The organism is Mesorhizobium sp. WSM4806, from assembly GCF_055811635.1.
The window spans coordinates 14,399-37,183 of the sequence record NZ_JBVVQZ010000021.1 but is presented as its reverse complement, the minus strand read 5'-3'; the positions used below and the strand labels follow the sequence as shown (position 1 = coordinate 37,183).

General features: G+C 64.1%; 19 protein-coding genes. 13 read left to right on the top strand and 6 right to left on the bottom strand.

Annotation, left to right across the window (positions count from 1 at the left end; all coding sequences use genetic code 11):
* The first annotated feature begins 222 nt into the window (after positions 1-222).
* Positions 223-495, top strand: coding sequence for an usg protein (locus AC0L2M_RS27425; RefSeq protein ID WP_027154578.1), 273 nt, complete (start codon positions 223-225; stop codon positions 493-495).
* 89 nt (positions 496-584) lie between these two features.
* Here AC0L2M_RS27425 and AC0L2M_RS27420 read toward each other — a convergent pair whose 3' ends face one another.
* Complete coding sequence (locus AC0L2M_RS27420) at positions 585-1,619, bottom strand: aldo/keto reductase (protein WP_473536393.1); 1,035 nt, start codon at positions 1,617-1,619, stop codon at positions 585-587.
* Positions 1,620-1,657: 38 nt separating this feature from the next.
* Positions 1,658-2,836: an MFS transporter gene (locus AC0L2M_RS27415; RefSeq protein WP_473536392.1), complete on the bottom strand. Its 1,179-nt coding sequence runs from the start codon at positions 2,834-2,836 to the stop codon at positions 1,658-1,660.
* Positions 2,837-2,973: 137 nt separating this feature from the next.
* Here AC0L2M_RS27415 and AC0L2M_RS27410 point away from each other — a divergent pair, with 137 nt between their 5' ends.
* A complete protein-coding gene (locus AC0L2M_RS27410) occupies positions 2,974-3,882 on the top strand; it encodes a LysR family transcriptional regulator (protein WP_473536391.1) in 909 nt (302 codons plus the stop codon).
* A gap of 53 nt (positions 3,883-3,935) precedes the next feature.
* Here the strand turns inward: AC0L2M_RS27410 and AC0L2M_RS27405 are convergent, their stop codons facing one another.
* Both AC0L2M_RS27405 and AC0L2M_RS27400 read right to left on the bottom strand, forming a co-directional pair.
* A complete protein-coding gene (locus tag AC0L2M_RS27405; protein WP_473536390.1) occupies positions 3,936-4,985 on the bottom strand; it encodes an aldo/keto reductase in 1,050 nt (349 codons plus the stop codon).
* A 105-nt stretch (positions 4,986-5,090) separates the two neighbouring features.
* On the bottom strand, positions 5,091-5,753 hold the full coding sequence (locus AC0L2M_RS27400; RefSeq protein WP_473536389.1) for a YggS family pyridoxal phosphate-dependent enzyme: 663 nt from the start codon (positions 5,751-5,753) through the stop codon (positions 5,091-5,093).
* Between the two features lie 146 nt (positions 5,754-5,899).
* Here AC0L2M_RS27400 and leuS point away from each other — a divergent pair, with 146 nt between their 5' ends.
* The gene (gene leuS / locus AC0L2M_RS27395) at positions 5,900-8,524 is read left to right on the top strand and encodes a leucine--tRNA ligase (protein ID WP_473536388.1); all 2,625 of its coding nucleotides are present in this window, start codon (positions 5,900-5,902) and stop codon (positions 8,522-8,524) included.
* Positions 8,511-9,098 (top strand): LPS assembly lipoprotein LptE, encoded by a 588-nt coding sequence (locus AC0L2M_RS27390; RefSeq protein WP_236384720.1) that lies wholly within the window; start codon positions 8,511-8,513, stop codon positions 9,096-9,098. The genes leuS and AC0L2M_RS27390 overlap by 14 nt, the downstream gene beginning before the upstream one ends.
* Positions 9,099-9,226: 128 nt before the next feature.
* On the opposite strand, the gene fsa is transcribed toward AC0L2M_RS27390, so the two are convergent.
* A complete protein-coding gene (gene fsa / locus AC0L2M_RS27385; RefSeq protein WP_027154569.1) occupies positions 9,227-9,880 on the bottom strand; it encodes a fructose-6-phosphate aldolase in 654 nt (217 codons plus the stop codon).
* Positions 9,881-10,069: 189 nt separating this feature from the next.
* Between fsa and AC0L2M_RS27380 the strand changes: the two genes are divergently transcribed.
* From AC0L2M_RS27380 to AC0L2M_RS27350, 7 genes are all read left to right on the top strand, one after another.
* Positions 10,070-12,253: a primosomal protein N' gene (locus tag AC0L2M_RS27380; protein WP_473536387.1), complete on the top strand. Its 2,184-nt coding sequence runs from the start codon at positions 10,070-10,072 to the stop codon at positions 12,251-12,253.
* 292 nt (positions 12,254-12,545) lie between these two features.
* Positions 12,546-12,941, top strand: a complete 396-nt coding sequence (locus AC0L2M_RS27375; protein ID WP_023800088.1) for an AGROH133_08824 family phage infection protein — start codon at positions 12,546-12,548, stop codon at positions 12,939-12,941.
* A 246-nt stretch (positions 12,942-13,187) separates the two neighbouring features.
* Positions 13,188-13,748, top strand: coding sequence for a F0F1 ATP synthase subunit delta (locus AC0L2M_RS27370; RefSeq protein WP_023800087.1), 561 nt, complete (start codon positions 13,188-13,190; stop codon positions 13,746-13,748).
* The gene (gene atpA / locus AC0L2M_RS27365) at positions 13,748-15,277 is read left to right on the top strand and encodes a F0F1 ATP synthase subunit alpha (RefSeq protein ID WP_473536386.1); all 1,530 of its coding nucleotides are present in this window, start codon (positions 13,748-13,750) and stop codon (positions 15,275-15,277) included. The genes AC0L2M_RS27370 and atpA overlap by 1 nt, the downstream gene beginning before the upstream one ends.
* A 34-nt stretch (positions 15,278-15,311) precedes the next feature.
* Entirely contained in the window at positions 15,312-16,196 is an 885-nt protein-coding gene (locus AC0L2M_RS27360) for a F0F1 ATP synthase subunit gamma (RefSeq protein WP_023800085.1), read from the top strand.
* 73 nt (positions 16,197-16,269) lie between these two features.
* Positions 16,270-17,847 carry a F0F1 ATP synthase subunit beta gene (atpD, locus tag AC0L2M_RS27355; protein ID WP_473536385.1) on the top strand — a complete coding sequence of 526 codons (1,578 nt, stop codon included), beginning with the start codon at positions 16,270-16,272 and terminating at the stop codon, positions 17,845-17,847.
* A gap of 115 nt (positions 17,848-17,962) precedes the next feature.
* Positions 17,963-18,370 (top strand): F0F1 ATP synthase subunit epsilon, encoded by a 408-nt coding sequence (locus AC0L2M_RS27350; protein WP_027154563.1) that lies wholly within the window; start codon positions 17,963-17,965, stop codon positions 18,368-18,370.
* A gap of 219 nt (positions 18,371-18,589) precedes the next feature.
* Here AC0L2M_RS27350 and AC0L2M_RS27345 read toward each other — a convergent pair whose 3' ends face one another.
* Positions 18,590-20,074, bottom strand: coding sequence for a mannitol dehydrogenase family protein (locus AC0L2M_RS27345; protein ID WP_473536384.1), 1,485 nt, complete (start codon positions 20,072-20,074; stop codon positions 18,590-18,592).
* Positions 20,075-20,250: 176 nt separating this feature from the next.
* Between AC0L2M_RS27345 and uxaC the strand changes: the two genes are divergently transcribed.
* Both uxaC and AC0L2M_RS27335 read left to right on the top strand, forming a co-directional pair.
* Positions 20,251-21,660 (top strand): glucuronate isomerase, encoded by a 1,410-nt coding sequence (gene uxaC / locus AC0L2M_RS27340; RefSeq protein WP_473536383.1) that lies wholly within the window; start codon positions 20,251-20,253, stop codon positions 21,658-21,660.
* Between the two features lie 36 nt (positions 21,661-21,696).
* Positions 21,697-22,674, top strand: a complete 978-nt coding sequence (locus AC0L2M_RS27335; RefSeq protein ID WP_287050659.1) for a TRAP transporter substrate-binding protein — start codon at positions 21,697-21,699, stop codon at positions 22,672-22,674.
* Positions 22,675-22,785: the final 111 nt, after the last annotated feature.

Genomic DNA, 22,785 nt, shown 5'->3' with positions numbered 1-22,785 from the left:
TTAACAGTTCCGCGGTGACGGCAACATTAGACGTTGGATTCGCGCGGCGGGATGCCGCAGAGGTCGTTTTCGCCACTATCAGCACTCGACCACGATCGCTGCTAACTGCATGTTTTTGTGTCGTAAATCCGGCCTTTAACTACGAAATATCAATAGACGATTAAGCAAATAGCGCGCACAATTTCAAATTGGGAGGAAAGGAGAATCAACCAGGGGACCGCGATGCGCGACCATTCCGAAATGGACCTGATGCTCAAGGGCTACGGCTTGACCACGGCCAAGATCCTTTATCATTTTCCCGATCACCCGCATCTGCTGCAGAGCTTCATCTGGCAGGACTACGACATCGCTCCGAAATTTCCGGTGCTGATCCGGTTCATCGAATTCTGGCAGACCAAGCTCGATGGTCCGCTGCATTCGGTGAGCTATACGCACCAGAAGCTGATCGCGCCCAATGAGTGGCGGAAGCTCGATGGCGAGTTCGTGCTGCATTAGGGCAACGGCGCAGGATGTCAGCTTACAATCGTATTGGGTGCTGAGGTCGGCGCTTTGCGGTGTCCGGCAGGACAGAGGGCCCGCGCGCATTAGACCGCAGGTGGGCTCAGCCGGGCAAAACCCTCCTGCCGGCGATACGGAAAATACGGATAGGCTGCGGTCACCGCACTTGCCGCGTCGAGCGTCTTGATTTGGTCGGATGTCAATGACCAACCGACGGCACCAAGATTCTGGCGCAGCTGTTCCTCGTTGCGCGCGCCGATAATGACAGAGGCGACGGTCGGCCGCTGCAGCAACCAGTTGATGGCGATCTGCGGCACGGTCTTGCCGGTTTCGCTGGCCACGGCTTCGAGCGCATCGACAACCCTGTAGAGCAGCTCGTCTTCGACCGGCGGCCCGAAGCTTGCGGTGTCGTGCAGCCGGCTTTTTTCCGGCAGTGGCTCGCCGCGGCGGATCTTGCCGGTCAGGCGGCCCCAGCCGAGCGGGCTCCACACCAGCGCGCCAACGCCCTGGTCGAGGCCGAGCGGCATCAACTCCCATTCATAGTCGCGCCCGACCAGCGAATAGTAGACCTGATGGGCGACGTAGCGCGGGTAGCCGTGCTTGTCCGCCAGCCCGAGCGATTTCATCACTTGCCAGCCGGAAAAGTTGGAGACGCCGACATAGCGCAGCTTGCCGGCACGCACGAGACTGTCCAGCGTCGACAGCACCTCCTCGATCGGCGTTGCGGCGTCGAAAGCGTGCAGCTGCAGCAGGTCGATGTAATCGGTGCCGAGACGCTTGAGCGCGTCCTCGACCGCCTTGATGAGGCGCGAACGGGAGGAGCCGGCATCATTGGGCCCGTCGCCCATCGGCAGCGAGGTCTTGGTCGAAATCAGCACGGCATCGCGGCGGCCCTTGACGGCCGCGCCGAGCACTTCCTCGGAGGCGCCGTTCGAGTAGACGTCGGCGGTGTCGAACAGATTGACGCCGGCCTCCAGGCAGATGTCGACCAGCCGCCGCGCTTCCGTCGCATCGCTGTTGCCCCAGGCGCCGAACAGCGGCCCCGAACCGCCGAAGGTTCCAGCGCCGAACGAGAGCGCCGGGACCTTCAGGCCCGAGGCGCCAAGACGTCGATAATCCATCTTTTTCTCCTGTGATGTCTAAGGGGTTCGTCGGGTTGCTATGAGCGGGCAGATGCCGGTTCTCCAAGCGCCGGGCGATCGAGGCGCAGCGCCAGCCACGCCACGGCGAGCGCCGAGAGCGGCAGCAGGGCGGCGACCCAGGTGACGGCGCCAAGGCCGGGGCCATGAGCGATGACCATGCCGCCGAGCCAGGCGCCGGCGGCGTTGCCGAGGTTGAAGGCGGCGATGTTGAAGGACGAGGCGAGGCTCTGGGCGGCGCCTTCAGCCTTTTCCAGCACCCACATCTGCAGCGGCGCTACGGTGGCGAAGGCGGCGGCGCCGAGCAGGCCGACATAGATGACGGCCATCGCCCGGCTGTGCAGGGCAAAGGTCATCGTGCCGAGCACCAGCGCCAGCACAACGAGACTGCCGAGGACGGAAGGCACCAGCCAGCGGTCGGCGAACTTGCCGCCGGCGAGATTGCCGGCGATGAGGCCGCCGCCGAAGACAAGCAGGATCGGCGACACCGCCGCTTCCGCAAAACCGGTGATCTCGGTCAGCAGGGGGGCGATATAGGTGAAGACGGCGAAGACGCCGGCATAGCCCAGCACGGTGACGGCGAAGCCAAGCAGAACCGGGGCGCGGCCGAGCAGGGCGAGATCGCCGCGCAGGTCGCTCTTTTCCAGCGCTGCCGGGCTGCGCGGCACCAGCAGGAGAATGATGGCGAAGGCGACGATGCCGACCAGGGTTACAGCCCAGAAGGTCGCCCGCCAGCCGAAGGCCTGGCCGAGCCAGGTGCCGAAGGGCACGCCGAGGATGTTGGCGATGGTCAGGCCGGTGAACATCAGGGCGATCGCCGAGGCCTTCCTGTTGGGAGCGACCAGCCCGGTCGCAACCACCGCACCAACGCCGAAGAAGGTGCCGTGGGCGAAGGCGGTGAGCACGCGGGCAGCCATCAACGTCCAGTAGTCGGGGGCCAGCGCGCATGCGAGGTTGCCCAGCGTGAAAACCGCCATCAGCGCCAGAAGCACGGCCTTGCGCGGCCAGCGGCCGGTGGCGATCGTCAGCAGCGGCGCGCCGATGACGACGCCCAGCGCATAGCCGGAGATCAACTGGCCGGCGGCCGAGATCGAGACGCCGAGATCGGCGCTGACGTTGAGCAGCAGGCCCATGATGACGAATTCGGTGACACCGATGCCGAACGCACCGGCGGCGAGAGCATAAAGTGCAAGAGGCATTGCGGTTCCTACTCCGATGACAGCAGTTTTGACGACAGGACGCCGTGTCCTCCTGCGCCCCGACCCGGAAGATCGTGTTGCCATGTGCTGTGAACCAGCCTTGCGTCGGGCACATTGTCTGTGAAATAGATTCACGAATGGCGAGGCCTGACATCAACCGCTCCGGCGAGATCGAAGTGTTTGTCCGTGTCGTCGAAGCGGGCAGATTTTCGGCTGCGGCGCGGATGCTGCGGATGACGCCGTCGGCGGTGAGCAAGCTGATTGCGCGGCTTGAGGCGCGGCTTGGCGCGCGGCTGATCAGCCGTTCGACGCGCAAGCTCCAATTGACTCCAGAAGGCGCGGCCTTCTTCGACAGCGGCGTGCGCATCCTGGCCGACATGGCGGCAGCCGAGCGCGAGGCGGCGGCCGGTGCTGCGCCGCGCGGCCGGCTGCGGGTCAACAGCTACGTGCCGTTCGGGCAGCACCGGCTGATCCCGCTCTTGCCGCGCTTTCTCGAACGCTATCCGGAAATCGCCATCGATCTGGTTTTGACCGACAATGTCATCGACTTGATGGAGGAGCGCGCCGATGTCGCCATCCGCGCCGGGCCGCTCGGCGAATCACGTTTGGTGGCGCGCAAGCTCGGGCAGAGCCGGCTGGTCGTCGTCGCCGCGCCATCGTACATCAGGACGCATGGCGCGCTCCAAACGCCGGCCGATCTCGATCATCACAACCGGATGGGTTTCTGCTTCGTGCGCCATGTCGACGGCTGGCCCTTCGTCGCTGCGGCCGGCGACGCCTTCATCGTCCCGATCACCGGAAACGCGCTGGTCAGCGACGGCGAGGCGATGCGGCTGATGGCGCTTTCGGGCACTGGCATCGCCCGGCTGGCGCGCTGGCATGTCAAGCCCGACATCGCCGCCGGCCGGCTGGTCCCGCTTCTGGAGGACTTCAACCCCGGCGACGAGGAGCTTACCCACGCTGTTTACGTCGGCCAGGGCAAACATTTGCCGGCGCGAGTGCGGGCCTTTCTCGACTTTCTGGTCGAGACGGTCCGGCTGAGCTGAGCCCAAGAAAGATCGGGAGCCCGCCGGCTCCCGAAATCGAAGATGAGATTGAATTACTTTTTCGCCGCAAAGGGTGCCGGACGCCGGCCAGCCGCCTGGCGCTCGAGCATCCAGCCCGGATATTCGGATGGCAGCGCGCTGACTTCGTCGAGACGAGCAAGATCGTCGCTGTCGAGCTTCAACGCGGTGGCGGCAAGGTTCTGTTCGAGTTGCTCCATGCGGCTGGCGCCGATGATCACGCTCATCACGAACGGCTTGGCCAAGACATAGCCAAGTGCCACCGTGGCGACGCTGACGCCGTGCTTGCCGGCGATCTCGCGCATGACGGCGACCGCCGCCCAGGCGCGGTCTTCATTGACGGGCGGGAAATTGAAGCTGGCGCGGCGGCCCTCGCCATTGCCAGGCGCGCCGGGCCCGTATTTGCCGGAAAGCAGCCCGCCCGCCATCGGCGACCAGACCATCAGTCCAAGCTTCTCCTCGTTGAGCAGCGGCACGATCTCGCGCTCCAGATCGCGGCCGGCGATCGAATAGTAGGACTGGACCGTCTCAAAACGGGCAAAGCCCTTGCGTTCGGCGATGCCCAATGCCTTGGCGATGCGCCAGGCCGCCCAGTTCGAGACGCCGACATAGCGGACCTTGCCGCTGGTAACCAGATCGTCGAGCGCCCGCAGCGTCTCGTCGATCCGTGTCACCGCGTCGGTGCCGTGAAGCTGATAGAGATCGATATGGTCCAGTTGCAGCCGCTCGAGACTGCCGTCGACCGAATCCATGATGTGGCCGCGCGAGGAGCCGCGCTGGTTGGGGCCGTCGCCCATGGCGCCATGGACTTTGGTGGCGATGATCACGTCCTGCCGCTCGATGCCGAGATTGCGCAGCGACTGGCCGAGAAACCGTTCCGATGCGCCGAAGGAATAGACATCGGCCGTGTCGAAGAAATTGATGCCGGCGGCGAGCGAGCGCCGGACGATCCTGTCGACGCCATCCTGGTCAAGGCTGGCGATCAGGCCCCATTGGTTGTTTTGGTCGGCGGCGCCGAAGGTCATGGTGCCGAGACACAGTTCGGAGACAAACATCCCCGTGTTTCCAAGTTGACTGTAGCGCATGGTGCGGCTCCGGAAAGTTTTGGAATGACCCGGTCGATATAGGAACGATACGTTTCGTTTCTACTTGTTGGCGTAACGGCCGGGTGGCTCTGGACCAACAGTCCGCTAGCGGCTGCCGAAGATCGCCGAGCCGACCCTGATGCTGGTTGCACCGAAGGCGATCGCGGTTTCGTAGTCGCCGGACATGCCCATCGAAAGCGCCTCCACACCTGCCTCCGTGCCGAGCTTTTCCAGCAGCGCGAAATGCGGGCCGGGATTCTCATCGGCCGGCGGAATGCACATCAGGCCTTCGATGGCGAGACCATGGACCTCGCGGCAGCGCGTAACGAAGGGTACGGCTTCGCGCGGCTCGATCCCTGCCTTTTGCGGTTCCGAGCCGGTGTTGACCTGAACGTAGAGTTTTGGTGACCGGCCTTGCCTGGCGATTTCCTTGGCGAGTTCGGCGGCGATCTTCTCGCGATCGACCGTCTCGATGACGTCGAACAGGGCGACTGCTTCCTTCGCCTTGTTCGATTGCAGCGGACCGATCAGGTGCAGCTCGATGTCGGGGAAGGCTTGCTTCAGCGCTGGCCATTTGGCTTGTGCTTCCTGGACGCGGTTCTCGCCGAAGACGCGCTGGCCGGCGTCGATGACCGGGCGGATATCGTCGGCGCTGAAGGTCTTCGAGACCGCGACCAGCGTCACCGCGCCGGCTTGCCGTCCTGCCTCGCGCTCGGCGGCGGCGATCCTCGCCTTGACCGTGAAAAACTGTTCGACGGCGCTCGCCATGCCTATATCCTGACTCTGGTTTTTGTCCTGGCCGGGGCGTCGCAGTTGACGGGTCCGGCAATCCATGGTGAACACCGCGACGACATTTCCTGAGCCGCCGGGCATGTCCGGCTGTTCGCGCATGCTTTTTAAGTGAAAAACACCCAATGGCAACCGAACGATACAATCCGCGCGCATCAGAGCCCAAATGGCAGAAGGCCTGGGACGCCAAGAAGCTGTTCGAGGCTGACAACGACGACCCGCGTCCGAAATACTACGTGCTCGAGATGTTTCCGTATCCGTCGGGGCGCATCCATATCGGCCATACCCGCAACTACACGATGGGCGACGTGGTGGCGCGCTACAAGCGGGCCAAGGGTTTCAACGTGCTGCACCCGATGGGCTGGGACGCCTTCGGCATGCCGGCCGAGAACGCGGCGATGCAGAACAAGGTCCATCCCAAGGACTGGACCTATCAGAACATCGCCGCCATGCGCGAGCAGCTCAAGGTCATGGGCCTGTCGCTCGACTGGGCGCGCGAATTCGCCACCTGCGATGTCGACTACTACCACCGCCAGCAGATGCTGTTCCTCGATTTCGTCGAGAAGGGGCTGGTGACGCGCAAATCCTCCAAGGTCAACTGGGATCCGGAGGACATGACGGTGCTTGCCAACGAGCAGGTCATCGACGGACGCGGCTGGCGCTCCGGTGCGCTGGTCGAACAGCGCGAGCTGACGCAGTGGTTCTTCAAGATCACCGACTATGCGCAGGACCTGCTGGACTCGCTGGAAGGCCTCGACGAATGGCCGGAAAAAGTGAAGCTGATGCAGGCGAACTGGATCGGCCGTTCGGAAGGCCTGCTGATCCGCTGGCCGCTGGCCACTCCAGTTGACGGCGAAGATGAGCTGGAGGTCTACACGACGCGGCCCGACACCATCTTCGGCGCCTCCTTCATGGCGGTCGCAGTTGACCATCCGCTGGCCAAGAAGGCGGCCGAAAACAATCCGGCGCTGGCCAAGTTCATCGACGAGGTTCGCCACATGGGCACTTCGGTGGCGGCGCTGGAAACGGCCGAAAAAAAGGGCATGGATACCGGTATACGAGTCGTCCATCCGTTCGACGCGAACTGGACGCTGCCTGTCTATGTCGCCAATTTCGTGCTGATGGAGTACGGCACCGGCGCCATATTCGGTTGCCCGTCCGGTGACCAGCGCGACCTCGACTTCGCTAACAGATATGGCCTGCCGGTCATTCCGGTGGTGATGCCGGAAGGCGAGATCCAGGGAAACTTCCAGATCATCGACGAGGCCTATGTCGGCGACGGCGTGATGATCAATTCGCGCTTCCTCGACGGCATGAAGCCTGATCAGGCGTTCGACGAAGTGGCCAAGCTGCTGGAACAAAAGACCGTCGGCAACCGGCCGATGGCCGAGCGCAAGGTCAACTTCCGCCTGCGCGACTGGGGCATTTCGCGCCAGCGCTACTGGGGCTGCCCGATCCCGATGATCCATTGCGAGGATTGCGGCGTCGTGCCGGTGCCGAAGGCGGACCTGCCGGTCAAGCTTCCCGACGACATCGAGTTCGACCGGCCCGGCAATCCGCTCGACCGCCATCCGACCTGGCGGCACGTCAAATGCCCGCAATGCGGCAAGGATGCACGCCGCGAAACCGACACGATGGACACGTTCGTCGATTCGTCCTGGTATTTCGCGCGCTTCACCGCGCCCTGGGCGAACGACCCGACCGATCCCAAAGCAGCTACCGAATGGCTGCCGGTCGACCAGTATATAGGCGGCATCGAGCATGCCATTTTGCACCTTCTCTATTCGCGCTTCTTTACCCGCGCCATGCGCGAGACCGGCCATGTCGATCTGGCCGAGCCATTCAAGGGCCTGTTCACGCAAGGCATGGTGGTGCACGAGACCTATCGGGTCGGCAGTGGCGCGAACGGCCGCTGGCTTGCGCCCAGCGAGGTGCGGCTGGAGGACGTCGACGGCAAACGCCGCGCCCTCGAAATCGCGACCGGCGAAGAGGCGGTGATCGGCCCGCTCGAAAAAATGTCGAAGTCGAAGAAGAACACGGTGAGCCCCGAAGAGATCACCGACGGCTACGGCGCCGACACCGCGCGCTGGTTCATGCTGTCGGACTCGCCGCCCGAACGTGACGTCGAATGGACCGACGAGGGCGCCGCCGGCGCGCACCGCTTCATCCAGCGTATCTGGCGCCTGGTGTCGACAGCCGCCGAATCGCTCGCCGGAATCCAGCCGGCAGCGGCGAAGCAGGGCGAGGCAGGGACTGTTTCCAAGGCCGCGCACAAGATGCTGAAATCGGTGGGCGAGGACATTGAAAAGCTCGCCTTCAACCGCGCCATCGCCCGCGTCTACGAACTCGCCAATGCGCTCAACACGCCGCTCAACGAGGCGGCCGAAGGCAAGGCCGATCCGGCGCTCAAGGCTTCTTGTCGGCAAGCCGTTGACATCCTCGTGCATTTGATTGCGCCGGTCATGCCGCATCTGGCCGAGGAATGCTGGCAGGCGCTCGGCGGCACCGATCTGGTCGCCGAACGGCCCTGGCCTGTCTTTGATCCGTCGCTTGTCGTCGACAGCGAGATCGTGCTGCCGGTCCAGGTCAACGGCAAGAAGCGCGGCGATTTGACAATTGCCCGCGACGCGGACCAAGGTGCCGTCGAAAAAGCGGTTCTGGCTCTCGACTTCGTGCAGAAAGCGCTCGAAGGTAAGGCACCGCGCAAGGTGATCATCGTCCCGCAGAGGATCGTCAATGTCGTTGCCTGATCCGAGGAAGACAGAAGTGACGCATTTGCTGCGCCGTGCCGCGCTGTATGGGCTGGTCGCTTCGGTTGCGCTGGTTTCGGCCTGCACGGTGCGCCCGCTCTATTCGAGCGCGCCGCTGTCGGCCGGTTCGCAAGTTGGCGCTGCCGCCGAACTCGGGTCCATCTCGGTCAAGCCGGTCAACACGCGCTACGCCCAGCAGGTCCGCAACAATCTGATTTTCGCGCTCGGCCAGGGTGCGGGCGAGCCGGCGTCGCCCGCCTATTCGCTCGATCTCGGCGTTACCGAACTTGTTGAATCCGCTGCAAAGGTGCAGGTCACGACCGATGACGACGAACCAACCGCGGGCACGGTGACACTGACCGCGAATTATGTGCTGACCGACGCCAGGACCGGCACGACGATCGCGACCGGCAAGCGCTCGATAGCGTCGTCCTTCGACCGGCCCCGTCAGGAGTTCGCCTCCTACCGGGCGCAAATCGACGCCGAGAACCGCGCGGCGCGCGAACTGGCGGACCTGCTGCGCCTGTCGATCGCCCAGGCTCTGGTCAAGCACGGCAAGACGGTGGCGGGTTAGCGCCGTTCGGCCTGGATCGAGACGTTCCGGCTACCGCCGAGGCCTGATTGCTGGCGCAAAAAAAGGCCGATTGCTCGGCCTTTTTTACGGGAACACGGGCGTTTTGATTTCAGCCGATCTTCTTGATTTCAGCCGATTTTCTGGCCGGTCTTGGCCCAGTCGGCGAGGAACTGCTCCAGGCCCTTGTCGGTCAGCGGGTGCTTGACCAGCGCCTTCAGCGTCGCCGGCGGCGCGGTGATGACGTCGGCGCCGATCAGTGCGGCCTGCTTGACGTGGTTCACCGTGCGCACCGAGGCGGTCAGGATCTCGGTCTGGAAATCATAATTGTCGTAGATGGTGCGGATATCGGCGATCAGCTCCATGCCGTCCCAGCCGCTGTCGTCGATGCGGCCGACGAAGGGCGAGATGAAGGAGGCGCCGGCCTTGGCGGCGAGCAGCGCCTGGGTAGCCGAGAAGCACAGCGTGACATTGACCATGCGGCCGTCCGAGCGGATGTCCTTGCAGGCCCTCAGGCCGTCGAGCGTCAGCGGCACCTTGATGCAGACGTTGTCGGCGATCCTGGCCAGGATCTTGGCCTCCGCCATCATGTCCTTGTATTCGGTGGCGACGACTTCGGCCGAGACCGGTCCCTTGACGATCTCGCAGATCTCTCTGGTGACTTCGGCGATCTTGCCGCCGGATTTGAGGATCAGCGAAGGATTGGTGGTGACGCCGTCGAGCAGCCCCAAATCATTCAGTTCACGGATTTCCTTGACATCGGCGGTGTCGACAAAAAATTTCATGACGGTCTCCTGAAGATTTTTATCGCATCGGCCCGAAAATCGAATCGATTTTCGGAAGCACGATGCGAGGTTTAAAGTTCTAGAGCGTACTTTGTGCGTCCGGATGGACGCACGTCGCTCTAGTGCATGTCATGCACCTCTGGGGGTCGGACTTTGATCTAGACGAAAGTCGGGGCAAGGTCACGCCTCATGATCGAAGATTCGCCCTTTGTCGCGGCCGCACCGGTGCTGGTGCCGATGCCCGCCGAGCGGCCCTACACCTATGCCGTGCCCGCCGGCATGCGCGTGGTGCCGGGCTCGATCGTGCGCGTGCCGCTCGGTCCGCGCCAGGTTGCCGGCATCGTCTGGGACGGCGCCGTCGAAAAGGTCGATGCCAAAAAACTGCGCTCGATCGAGCAGGTCTTCGACTGCCCGCCGATCGACCGCGCCATGCGCCGCTTCGTCGACTGGATTGCGCAATACACGCTGTCGCCGCCCGGCATGGTGGCGCGCATGCTGCTGCGGGCGCCGGAGGCCTTCGACCCGGAACCGTGGATCGAAGGCCTGCAACGCACCTTGGCCAGACCCGACCGTGTGACGGATGCGAGGATGCGCGTGCTGGAGACAGCCGAAGGCGGGCTCGCCTGGACGCGGTCCGGGCTGGCGCATGCGGCCGGCGTGTCGTCGACGGTCATCGACGGGCTGAAGGCGCAAGGCGTGTTCGAGACCGTCATGATCCCGCCGCGACCGGTGGTCGCAGCACCCGACCCAGGCTACGCCCAGCCATCGCTGATGCCGGACCAGCGCGATGCAGCCGAGATGCTGCGCAGCAATGTCGCGGCCGGCGCATTCGGCGTCACGCTGCTCGACGGGGTGACCGGATCGGGCAAGACCGAGGTCTATTTCGAGGCGGTGTCGGCGGCGCTCGACCGCGGCAAGCAGGTGCTGATCCTGCTGCCGGAGATCGCGCTGACCCACGCCTTCCTCGAGCGCTTCCAGGAACGGTTCGGCGCCAAGCCGGCCGAATGGCACTCGGACCTGCCGCCAAGGATGCGCGAGCGTGTCTGGCGGCAGGTGGCGGAGGGTGGCGTGCGCGTCGTTGCCGGCGCGCGTTCGGCGCTGTTTTTGCCGTTCAGGGAGCTTGGGCTGATCGTCGTCGACGAGGAGCACGACCCCGCCTACAAGCAGGAAGACCGCGTCTTCTACAATGCCCGCGACATGGCGGTGGTGCGCGGCCACATCGGCGGCTTTCCGGTCGTGCTCGCCTCGGCGACACCGTCGGTCGAAAGCCGGGTCAATGCGAGCCAAGGCCGCTATAGCAGGGCGGTGCTTTCGGCGCGCTTTGCCGAGGCGGCGCTTCCCGACCTGAAGACGATCGACATGCGCCGCGCCCCGCCGGCACGCGGCGGCTTCCTGTCGCCGGTGCTGCTTGGCCATATGCGCCAGACACTGGAGAAGAAGGAACAGTCACTGCTGTTCCTCAACCGGCGCGGCTATGCGCCGCTGACGCTGTGCCGGGTCTGCGGCCATCGCTTCGGTTGCCCGGTCTGCTCGGCCTGGCTGGTCGAGCACCGCTTTCGCGGCCAGCTCGTCTGCCACCATTGCGGGCACAATGAGCGGCGGCCCGAGGCCTGCCCGGAATGCGGCACGCTCGACCATCTGGTCGCCTGCGGGCCGGGCGTCGAGCGCATCGCCGAAGAGGTCGTCGCGCATTTCCCCGACGCCCGCACCATCGTCCTGTCGTCCGACCTGATGGGCGGCGTGCGGCGGCTGAGGCTTGAGCTTGAAGCCATCGCAAATGGCGAGGCCGACATCGTCATCGGCACGCAGCTCGTCGCCAAGGGCCACAATTTCCCCAACATGACACTGGTTGGCGTGGTCGACGCCGACCTCGGCCTGGCCAATGGCGATCCGCGCGCCGCCGAACGCACCTTCCAGCTACTCAGCCAGGTGACCGGCCGCGCCGGCCGCACCGGCAAGAAGAGCCTTGGCCTGCTGCAGACCTTCCAGCCCGACCACCCGGTCATGCGGGCGATCGTCTCCGGCGACGCCGAGGCTTTTTACGAGCGCGAAATCGCTGAGCGCGAGCGGGCGGTGCTGCCGCCTTTCGGCCGGCTCGCCGGCGTCATCGTCAGTGCTGCGACGCGGGCGGAAGCGGAGGGCCATGCGCGGGGTTTGCGGCGCGCCGCACCTCAGGCCGCCGATCTGTTCGTGCTCGGCCCGGCCGAGGCGCCGCTGTCGCTGATCGGCGGCCGCCATCGCTTTCGCCTGCTGATCCAGGGCGAGCGGCGCGCCGACATGCAAGGGTTCATCCGCACCATGCTGGCCGAGGGACCGAAGCTGCGGGGCTCGGTGCGCGTGCAGGTCGACATCGACCCGCAGAGCTTTTTGTGAGGCGTTTGGAGTTAGTCTAGTCGGCCGCAGGCGGGTCTTGCAATATATTCCAGCACCACACCTCGAGCGCCTCACTCCCTGTGTGGTCTCATGTGGTCATAATGCATAGCGTTCCATAAAGGAGGAACAGCCCGTCATGAAGCTCTTGGTACGACGCGCATCCATACCGAGGCGGCGGTCGTGTTCGCGTTGGACTGATGCGCGCCCGTAATTCGTGACGCGCATCTGGCGCATGGCTCTTGCTTCGCTAGAATGCCCGAAATTTCGAAACAGCCATTTGCGAGGGGACAGTATGGAATTTGCGTTTCCGTGGCCGATGAGCCAGGGCGAGTGGCTGGCGTGGTCGAGCGCCGTCGTGACCTTGCTGTTCGGGCTGATGTTGTTCCTGGCGCCGGCACTGGCTTTCCGGATACTCAGACTGCAGGTCAAGCCCGAAAAGGCGGCGGCGATCGCCGAAGGGCGCGGCAGGATGTCAGGCTTCTATCTCGGCGTCGGCCTGTGCTGCATTCTGCTGGCGCAACCGCTGCTCTACATGGCGCTTGGCTTTTCCTGGCTGTTCACCGCCTTCGGTCGCCTGCTGTCGATGATGTCGGACAGCGCCAACACACCTTTCAACTGGGCGTCCATCGTGGTCGAACTGGTGCTGGCGGCGCTGCCGCTTGCCTTCGCTTTCGGCTTTGTGCCTTGAATCAAAGGCTAATTCGGGACCGGCGGTCGAACCGCGCCGCCGGATGCGACAATAGTGCCTGAAAACCATGCGGGGCGACGCATTGCGGTCTTAAAATGCCTGTGCTAGACGGCAATCGACTTTCGGCCGGGGATAGCGGAAGCCGCGTCTTCGTGCTTGGAAAAATGCAGTAAGGTCAAAGATTTAGCCAGAGTTTTCGCTCGCGCCAATAATCTGCGGCCTGTCAGACAAGAGAAAAGACGGTCCGTGGCCCAATCGTCATCGCCAATCTCAGGTGTCGCAGAGCGCTATGCGGGTTCGCTGTTCGAGCTCGCGCTCCAGGCGAATTCGGTCGGCCAGGTCGAGGCCGACCTCAACAGTTTCGCGGCGATGCTCGAAGGCAGTGCTGATCTGACCCGCCTGATCAATAGCCCGGTGTTCTCCAGCGAGGACCAGGCCAAGGCCATTGCGGCGATCGCCGACAAGGCAGGGATCACCGGCCTCACCGGCAATTTCCTGCGCGTCGTCGCCCAGAACCGCCGTCTGTTCGCCATTCCCGGCATGATCAAGGCATTCCGCCAGATCGCCGCCGAGCATCGTGGCGAGACCGCCGCTGAAGTGACCTCGGCGCATGCGCTGACCGACGCCCAGCAAACCGAGCTGAAGGCGGCGCTGAAAAGCGTTGCCGGCAAGGATGTCGCGATCACCGTGACCGTCGATCCGTCGTTGCTCGGCGGGCTGGTGGTCAAGATAGGCTCGCGCCAGATCGATACGTCGCTCAAAACCAAACTCAATTCGCTCAAGCTTGCACTGAAAGAGGTCGGCTGATGGACATCCGCGCCGCGGAAATTTCCGCAATTCTGAAAGACCAGATCAAGAATTTCGGCAAGGAGGCCGAGGTCTCCGAAGTCGGCCAGGTTCTGTCCGTCGGTGACGGCATCGCCCGCGTCTACGGCCTCGACAATGTCCAGGCCGGCGAGATGGTCGAATTCCCCGGCGGCATCCGCGGCATGGCGCTCAATCTCGAAGCTGACAATGTCGGCGTCGTCATCTTCGGCGCCGACCGAGACATCAAGGAAGGCGATATCGTCAAGCGCACCGGCGCCATCGTCGATACGCCGGTCGGCATGGGCCTGCTCGGCCGCGTCGTCGATGCGCTCGGCAACCCGATCGACGGCAAGGGCCCGATCCTGGCGACCGAGCGCAAGCGCGTCGACGTCAAGGCGCCCGGCATCATTCCGCGCAAATCGGTGAACGAGCCGATGTCGACCGGCCTCAAGGCCATCGATGCGCTGATTCCGGTCGGCCGCGGCCAGCGCGAGCTGGTCATCGGCGATCGCCAGACCGGCAAGACCGCGATCATCCTCGACACAATGCTCAACCAGAAATCGGTGCACGAGCACGGCCCGGAGAAGGAAAAGCTCTACTGCGTCTACGTCGCCGTCGGCCAGAAGCGCTCGACCGTTGCGCAGTTCGTGAAAGTTCTCGAAGAGCGAGGCGCGCTCGATTATTCGATCATCATCGCCGCCACCGCTTCCGATCCGGCGCCGATGCAGTTCCTGGCGCCGTTCACCGCCTGCACGATGGGCGAATATTTCCGCGACAACGGCATGCACGCGCTGATCAGCTACGACGATCTGTCGAAGCAGGCTGTCGCCTATCGCCAGATGTCGCTGCTGCTGCGCCGCCCGCCTGGCCGCGAAGCCTATCCGGGCGACGTCTTCTACCTTCATTCGCGCCTGCTGGAGCGGGCCGCCAAGCTCAATGACGACAATGGCGGCGGCTCGTTGACGGCTCTGCCGATTATCGAGACCCAGGCCAACGACGTGTCGGCCTATATCCCGACCAACGTCATCTCGATCACCGACGGCCAGATCTTCCTGGAAACCAATCTGTTCTTCCAGGGCGTCCGCCCGGCGGTCAATGTCGGCCTGTCGGTGTCGCGCGTCGGCTCCTCGGCGCAGATCAAGGCGATGAAGCAGGTCGCCGGCTCCATCAAGGGCGAGCTCGCGCAGTACCGCGAAATGGCGGCCTTCGCCCAGTTCGGCTCCGACCTCGACGCCGCGACGCAGCGCCTGCTCAACCGCGGTGCACGCCTGACCGAACTCCTGAAGCAGCCACAGTTCTCGCCGCTCAGGGTCGAAGAACAGGTCGCGGTGATCTTCGCCGGCGTCAACGGCTATCTCGACAAGTTGGCGATCGACCAGGTCAGCAAATTCGAGCATGGCTTGCTCAGCCACATGCGCTCGGCCGGCAAGGAGGTGCTCGACGGCATCCGCAAGGAGAAGGCGCTGTCGGACGATCTGCGCGCCAAGCTGAAGGCGGAGATCGACACCTTCGCCAAGACCTTTGCTTGAACGACGGCCGGACGGACGGGATCAGGTTTGAAGCATGCCTTCACTAAAAGACCTTCGTAACCGTATCGCCTCGGTCAAGGCGACGCAGAAGATCACCAAGGCGATGCAGATGGTCGCCGCGGCGAAGCTGCGCCGCGCGCAGGAGGCGGCGGAAGCAGCGCGCCCCTATTCGGAGCGCATGGGCGCGGTGCTGGCCAACATCACCCAGGCGATCGGCGGCGGCGGCGAGGCCCCGGCGCTGATGACCGGCACCGGCAAGGACGACGTGCATCTGCTCGTCGTCTGCACCGCCGAGCGTGGTCTGTGCGGCGGCTTCAATTCGCAGATCGCACGCCTTGCCCGCGACCACATCCGCAAGCTTTTGGCCGACGGGAAACAGGTCAAGATCATCTGCGTCGGCAAGAAGGGGTTCGACATCCTGCGTCGCGACTATGCGGCGCTGATCCTCGAGCGCGTCGACTTGCGCGAGGTGAAGACGCTGGGCTTCGTCAATGCCGATGGCATTGCCAAGAAGGTCATCCAGCTCTTCAACGAGGGCGGCTTCGACATCTGCACGCTGTTTTACTCGCAGTTCAAATCGGTGATCAGCCAGATCCCGACAACCCAGCAGATCATCCCGGCAGGCGTGCCTACCGCTACCGCCGAAGCGACGGACGGCGGCAGTGCCGTCTATGAATACGAGCCGGAGCCGGGCGAAATCCTCTCCGATCTCATTCCGCGCAACATTTCCGTACAGGTTTTTCGCGCCCTGCTCGAAAACGCCGCCGGCGAGATGGGCGCCAAGATGAGCGCCATGGACAATGCGACGCGCAACGCAGGCGACATGATCAACAAATTGTCGATCACCTACAACCGCCAGCGGCAGGCGCAGATCACCAAGGAATTGATCGAAATCATTTCGGGCGCCGAGGCGCTCTAGGCGCGCTCCCATGAAGGTCGGCGACCTTCAGGCGGATCGCGTGAGAAACAAAGAGACGAAAAGGGTAAAGACGATGGCGAAAGCAGCGACCCCCCAGAAGGCGGCCCCGAAGACCGCCGCGACGGCGGCAGCACCGGCTCCGGCAGCGGCAGCGAAGGCGGCTCCGGCCAAGAAGGCGGCAGCGCCCGCCAAGGCTGCCGCGGCGAAGGCGCCGACCGTTGCCATCAACAAGACCGGCTTGGCCGGCAAGGTTCGCCAGGTCATCGGCGCCGTTGTCGACGTTCAGTTCGGCGAACATCTGCCGGCGATCCTGAACGCCCTGGAAACGTCCAATGTCGGCAATCGTCTCGTGCTCGAGGTGGCTCAGCATCTCGGCGAGAACACGGTGCGCTGCATCGCCATGGACTCGACCGAAGGTCTGGTTCGCGGCCAGGACGTCTATGACACCGGCGCGCCGATCACCGTGCCGGTCGGTCCGGGCATGCTCGGCCGCATCATCAACGTCATCGGCGAGCCGGTCGACGAGGCAGGCCCGGTCGACGGCATCGAGATGCGCTCCATCCACCAGCCGGCGCCGACCTATGTCGAGCAGTCGACGGAAGCACAAATCCTGGTCACCGGCATCAAGGTTCTCGACCTGCTGGCACCCTATGCCCGCGGCGGCAAGATCGGCCTGTTCGGCGGCGCCGGCGTCGGCAAGACGGTGCTGATCCAGGAATTGATCAACAACGTCGCCAAGGCGCATGGCGGCTTCTCGGTGTTCGCCGGCGTCGGTGAGCGCACCCGCGAAGGCAACGATCTCTATCATGAGTTCATCGAGTCCGGCGTCAACAAGAAGGGCGGCGGCGAAGGATCCAAGGCGGCGCTCGTCTATGGCCAGATGAACGAGCCGCCGGGCGCGCGCGCCCGCGTCGGCCTGACCGGGCTGACTGTTGCCGAATATTTCCGCGACCAGGGCCAGGACGTGCTGTTCTTCGTCGACAACATCTTCCGCTTCACGCAGGCTGGCTCCGAAGTGTCGGCGCTGCTCGGCCGAATTCCTTCGGCCGTGGGCTATCAGCCCACACTAGCCACCGACATGGGCGCGCTGCAGGAGCGCATCACGACGACGACCAAGGGCTCAATCACCTCGGTGCAGGCGATCTACGTGCCGGCCGACGATCTGACCGATCCGGCGCCGGCGACCTCGTTCGCCCACCTTGACGCGACGACCGTGCTCAACCGCGCGATCTCGGAAAAGGGCATCTATCCGGCCGTCGATCCGCTCGATTCGACCTCGCGCATGCTCGACCCGATGGTCGTCGGCGAAGAGCACTACCAGGTCGCCCGCCAGGTGCAGTCGATCCTGCAGCGCTACAAGTCGCTGCAGGACATCATCGCCATCCTGGGCATGGACGAGCTGTCGGAAGAGGACAAGCAGACGGTGGCCCGCGCCCGCAAGATCGAGCGCTTCCTGTCGCAGCCCTTCTTCGTCGCCGAAGTGTTCACCGGCGCGCCGGGCAAGCTGGTCGATCTCGCCGACACCATCAAGGGCTTCAAGGGCCTCTGCAACGGCGACTACGACCACCTGCCGGAAGCCGCCTTCTACATGGTCGGCGGCATCGAAGAAGCGGTCGAGAAGGCACAGCGCCTGGCGGCCGAAGCGGCGTGATTGGTGAATGGTCAATAGTGAATTGTGAATGGGGAGCAGCGGACAGGAAATCGAGGCTGAGTGAAGGTCTTTCGGACCATTCACCATTCACCATTCACCATTCGCTGAGTTGATCATGCCTGAAGCTTTCAAATTCGAACTGGTCTCGCCGGAGCGCCTGCTGGTTTCCGAGCAGGTCGAATCCGTCGTCATTCCCGGCGCCGAAGGCGAAATGACCGTCATGGCCCATCACGCGCCGGTCATGACCACGATCAAGCCCGGCGTCGTCACGGTGAAGACCGCAGAAGGCAAGGCAGAGCGCTACGTCGTGTTCGGCGGCTTTGCCGACATTGTTCCGGCCGGCTGCACGCTGCTGGCCGAATCGGCTGTAGCCGTCGGCGACATCGACCGCGCCGACCTCGCCCGCCGTATCCAGGAAGCCAGGGAAGACGTCGCCGACGCCAAGGACGACGAGACGCGCAGCAAGGCCGAGCAGTTCCTTAGCCAGCTCACCACACTCGAAGGCGCGATTTTGCCGGCATAGGGCGGGGCGCCCTCTTGCCTTCTCCCCTTGTGGGAGAAGGTGGATTGGCGCGCAGCGCCAAGACGGAAGAGGGGTGTTGGACGGAGTGCTGTCGGCGCCAAGCTGGAGCACCCCTCATCCGACCTCGCTTCGCGAGGCCACCTTCTCCCACAAGGGGAGAAGGTAAGTGCCTCAGCCCGTTCGCGATCTACCGCGCGCATGGCGCGTTGCAGGCCGGCCTCAGAGCTTTTCGCCCTCAATGCCCAGCGCTGTGAAAGCAGCAGCCACGCCGCCCTGGCGCAGGCGTTCGAGATGGGCGGCCGCGAGGTCGATCAGCGTCAGGCGCTCGGCACCGCCCTTGGCGAAGCCGGCCAGGTCGAACACCGCCACCACCGCTTCGCCAGCCGACAGATGCCGAGTGTCGAGTGCGGCCAAAGCCAAGTCGAGCGGGTCGGTGAAGTGGTTTTCCGGCAAGGCTTTGCCGCGCGCCTCGCAAGCCGCGATCCAGGCGGCCACCACCAGCATCAGATAGGCGGGCGGGGCACCGTTACTCATCCGCTCCATTGCCGAGGCAATGATGCGCTGAGGCAGTTTCTGGCTGCCATCATTGGCGATCTGCGCCGTCCGATGGGCGAGCGCGGTGTTCGAATAACGCTTGGCGAGCTGGGCCGTGTAGTCGGTCGTATCGAGCCCGGCGTCTTTCGGCAGTGTCGTGATCGCCTCGGCCCACAATCCGTCGACGAATTGCCGGATCGCCGGATCGGCGAAGGCGCGGTCGACCGTCTCATAGCCGCTGAGCAGGCCAAGATAGGCGATCGCCGAATGCGAGCCGTTGAGCAAGCGCAGTTTCATGTCCTCGAACGGCCCGACGTCACCGACCATGGTGACGCCGAACCTTTCCCAGGCCGGCCTGCCCGCCGGGAAATCGTCTTCGACCACCCATTGGCAGAACGGCTCGGTCATGACAGGCCAGGCGTCGACGACGCCGAGCTGGCCCGATATCCGTGCCCGGTCGGCATCGGTGGTCGCCGGCACGATGCGATCGACCATGCTCGACGGAAATGCCACCTCGTCAGCGATGTGGCGGGCGAGATCGGTACCGCGCAAAGCGCCGAATTCGACCAGCAGCCGGCGCAGCGTGGCGCCATTGGCAGGGAGATTGTCGCAGCACAGCACGGTGAATGGCTGGATACCGGCGACGCGGCGGCGCGCAAGCGATTCGGCCAGAAAACCATGCGCCGTCCGCGGCATTTGCGGGTTGGCCAAATCGTGGACGATGTCGGGATGGGCTGTGTCCAGTCCGCCACCCGCCGCCCTGAGATAGGCTTTTTCGGTGATCGTCAGTGTGACGATGGCGGTGCGCGGATCAGTCAGCGCGGCCAGCACCGCACCGGGATCTTCCGGCGCCACCAGCATCGACAGGATCGAGCCGACGACGCGCAGGCTTTCGCTGTCGCTGCTCCTGGCCGCCAGCGTGTAAAGTCCGTCCTGCGGCGCCAGCGCGTCGCGTGTGTCGGCGCTTCGCAGCGAGACGCCGACAATGCCCCAATCCGTCTCTCCTGCCTCCAGGCAGTCGTCGACATAGGCTGCCTGATGGGCGCGGTGGAATGCGCCGACGCCGAGATGGACGATGCCGGGTACGACACGGTTGCGGTCGTATCCGGGGACCGCGACCGAGGCCGGCAATGCCTGCCGCGTGCTGTTGGAAAGGCGTCTGTCTGTCATCGTGCGATGGGTCTGATCGAGCTCGTGCCGGGCGTGGCAGGCATGCGGCGTAACATCCGTTTCGTTCCCGCACAATGGGCTGACGTTGCGTTAAAGTCATCATACAACAATCTATTTTTTGTATGTTGACATTATTTCTTTCCGACCCTACCGATGGCCGGGTTGGGAGGAACGACGTGGCCGCATTGACCGATCCGGATCTGCTGTTTCCGTCGGAGGCGCGTCCGCTGTCGTTCGCCCGCGATCTTTACGCAGCTGTCAAGGATCTGCCGATCGTCAGCCCGCACGGTCACACCGATCCGCGCTGGTATGCGCTCAACGAGGCGTTTTCCGATCCAGCGCAATTGCTTGTTGTGCCGGACCATTACATCTTCCGCATGTTGTTCAGCCAGGGCGTCCGGCTCGAGGATCTCGGCGTGCCAACGCTCGACGGCTCACCGGTGGAGACCGACGGCAGAACGATCTGGCGGCGCTTCGCCGAGCACTATTATCTGTTCCGCGGCACGCCGACGCGGCTGTGGTTCGACCATGTGCTTGCCCATCTGTTCGGCATCGAAGAGCCGCTGACGGCCGCAACCGCCGACGGCCATTACGACTCGATCTCGTCCTTGCTGCAGTGGGAGAATTTTCGCCCGCGAGCCCTGTTCGAGCGCTTCAACATCGAGGTCATCGCGACGACCGAAGGCGCGCTCGACGATCTCAGATGGCACCAGATGATCCGCGACAGCGGCTGGGAGGGCCGCGTCGTCACCGCCTATCGGCCGGACGCCGTCGTCGATCCCGATTTCGAAGGCTTTTCTGCCAATCTCGATCGGCTCGGCGACATCACCGGCTGCGACACCGGCAGCTGGGCCGGCTATCTCGATGCGCATCGCCAGAGAAGGGCCTTCTTCAAAAGTTTTGGCGCGACCGCGTCGGATCACGGCCATCCGACAGCGGAGACCGCCAATCTGTCGGATGCCGCCGCGCAGGAGCTGTTCAACCGCATCCGCCGGGGCTCGGACGACGAGCGTGAGCGAAAACTGTTTCGCGCCCAGATGCTGACCGAGATGGCCAAGATGAGCCGCGACGATGGGCTCGTCCTGCAGATCCATCCCGGCTCCTGGCGCAATCATTCGCCTGCCGTCTTCCACAAGTTCGGCAGGGACAAGGGTTTCGATATCCCGACCAGAACCGACTATGTGACGGCGCTGAAGCCGCTGCTCGATTGCGTCGGGCTGGAGCGCGACGTCACCGTCATCCTCTTCACGCTCGATGAGACCAGCTATGCGCGCGAACTGGCGCCGCTCGCCGGCGTCTATCCGGCGCTGAAGCTCGGGCCGGCCTGGTGGTTCCACGACAGCCCGGAGGGCATGCGCCGGTTCCGCGAGATGACCACCGAGACAGCCGGCTTCTACAACACCGTCGGCTTCAACGACGACACCCGCGCCTTTCCATCCATCCCGGCTCGCCACGATGTGGCGCGTCGGGTCGATTGCGCCTTTCTTGCGCGTCTCGTCGCCGAGCACCGGCTCCGCGAGGACGAGGCGCACGAGCTGGCGCAGGAACTTGCCTATACGCTCGCGAAAAAGGCGTACCGGCTCTAACGGCGCTTGCCGCCATCGTTCAAACGGGAGGAACCAATGCTGCATTTTTCTAGACTGGCGGGAGCTACGCTACTGGCCGCCGCACTGATGGCCGGAACGGCAAGCGCCCAGACGGTCCTGCGCTCGTCCGACACGCACCCGGACGGCTATCCGACGGTCGAGGCTGTCAAATATTTTGGCGAGCTGGTGAAGGAGCGCACGGCCGGCCGCTATTCGGTCGATGTCTATCATTCCGCGCAACTCGGCGAGGAAAAGGACACGATCGAGCAGGTGCGCTCCGGCGTGATCGACCTCAACCGCGTCTCGATGGCGCCGTTCAACGGACTCATCCCCGAAACCACCGTGCCCTCGCTGCCCTACATCTTCCGCTCGGAAGACCATATGCACAAGGTCATGGACGGACCAGTCGGCGACCAGATCGCGGCGGCGTTCGAACAGGTCGGGCTGGTGCTGCTCGCCTTTTATGACGGCGGCGCGCGCTCCTTCTACAATTCGAAGAAGCCGATCAACACTGTAGCCGATATGGCCGGCTTGAAATTCCGCGTCATCCAGTCCGACATCTTCGTCGACATGGTGGCCGCACTCGGCGCCAACGCGACGCCGATGCCGTATGGCGAGGTGTATTCGGCGATCGAAACCGGGGTCATCGACGGCGCGGAGAACAATTTTCCGAGCTACGACACCGCCAAGCATGCGGAAGTCGCCAAGCACTATTCGCTCGACGAGCACACGATGGTGCCGGAAGCCTTTGTCATGGCGAAGTCGAGCTGGGACAAGCTGACGCCGGAAGACCAGGCGATCTTCAAAGCGGCCGCCAAGGAAAGCGTCGCCAAACAGCGTGAGCTGTGGGCCGCCAAGGTCAAGGAATCGCGTGCCAAGGTCGAGGCGGCCGGTTCGCAGATCACGACGCCGGACAAGCAGCCCTTCATCGACGCGATGGGACCGGTCTACGAAAAGCACGTCAAGGACGACAAGCTGAAGGCGATGGTCGAAGCCATTAGGGCCGTGCAGTGATCAGCGGCGGCGCGGGCATTGACCGCCCCCCCACTTGCGGGGCGAACCACTGACCACCCGCGAAGAACAGAGACCGGCCCGGTGCGGCATCGCGCGCGTGTTTTAGCGGGG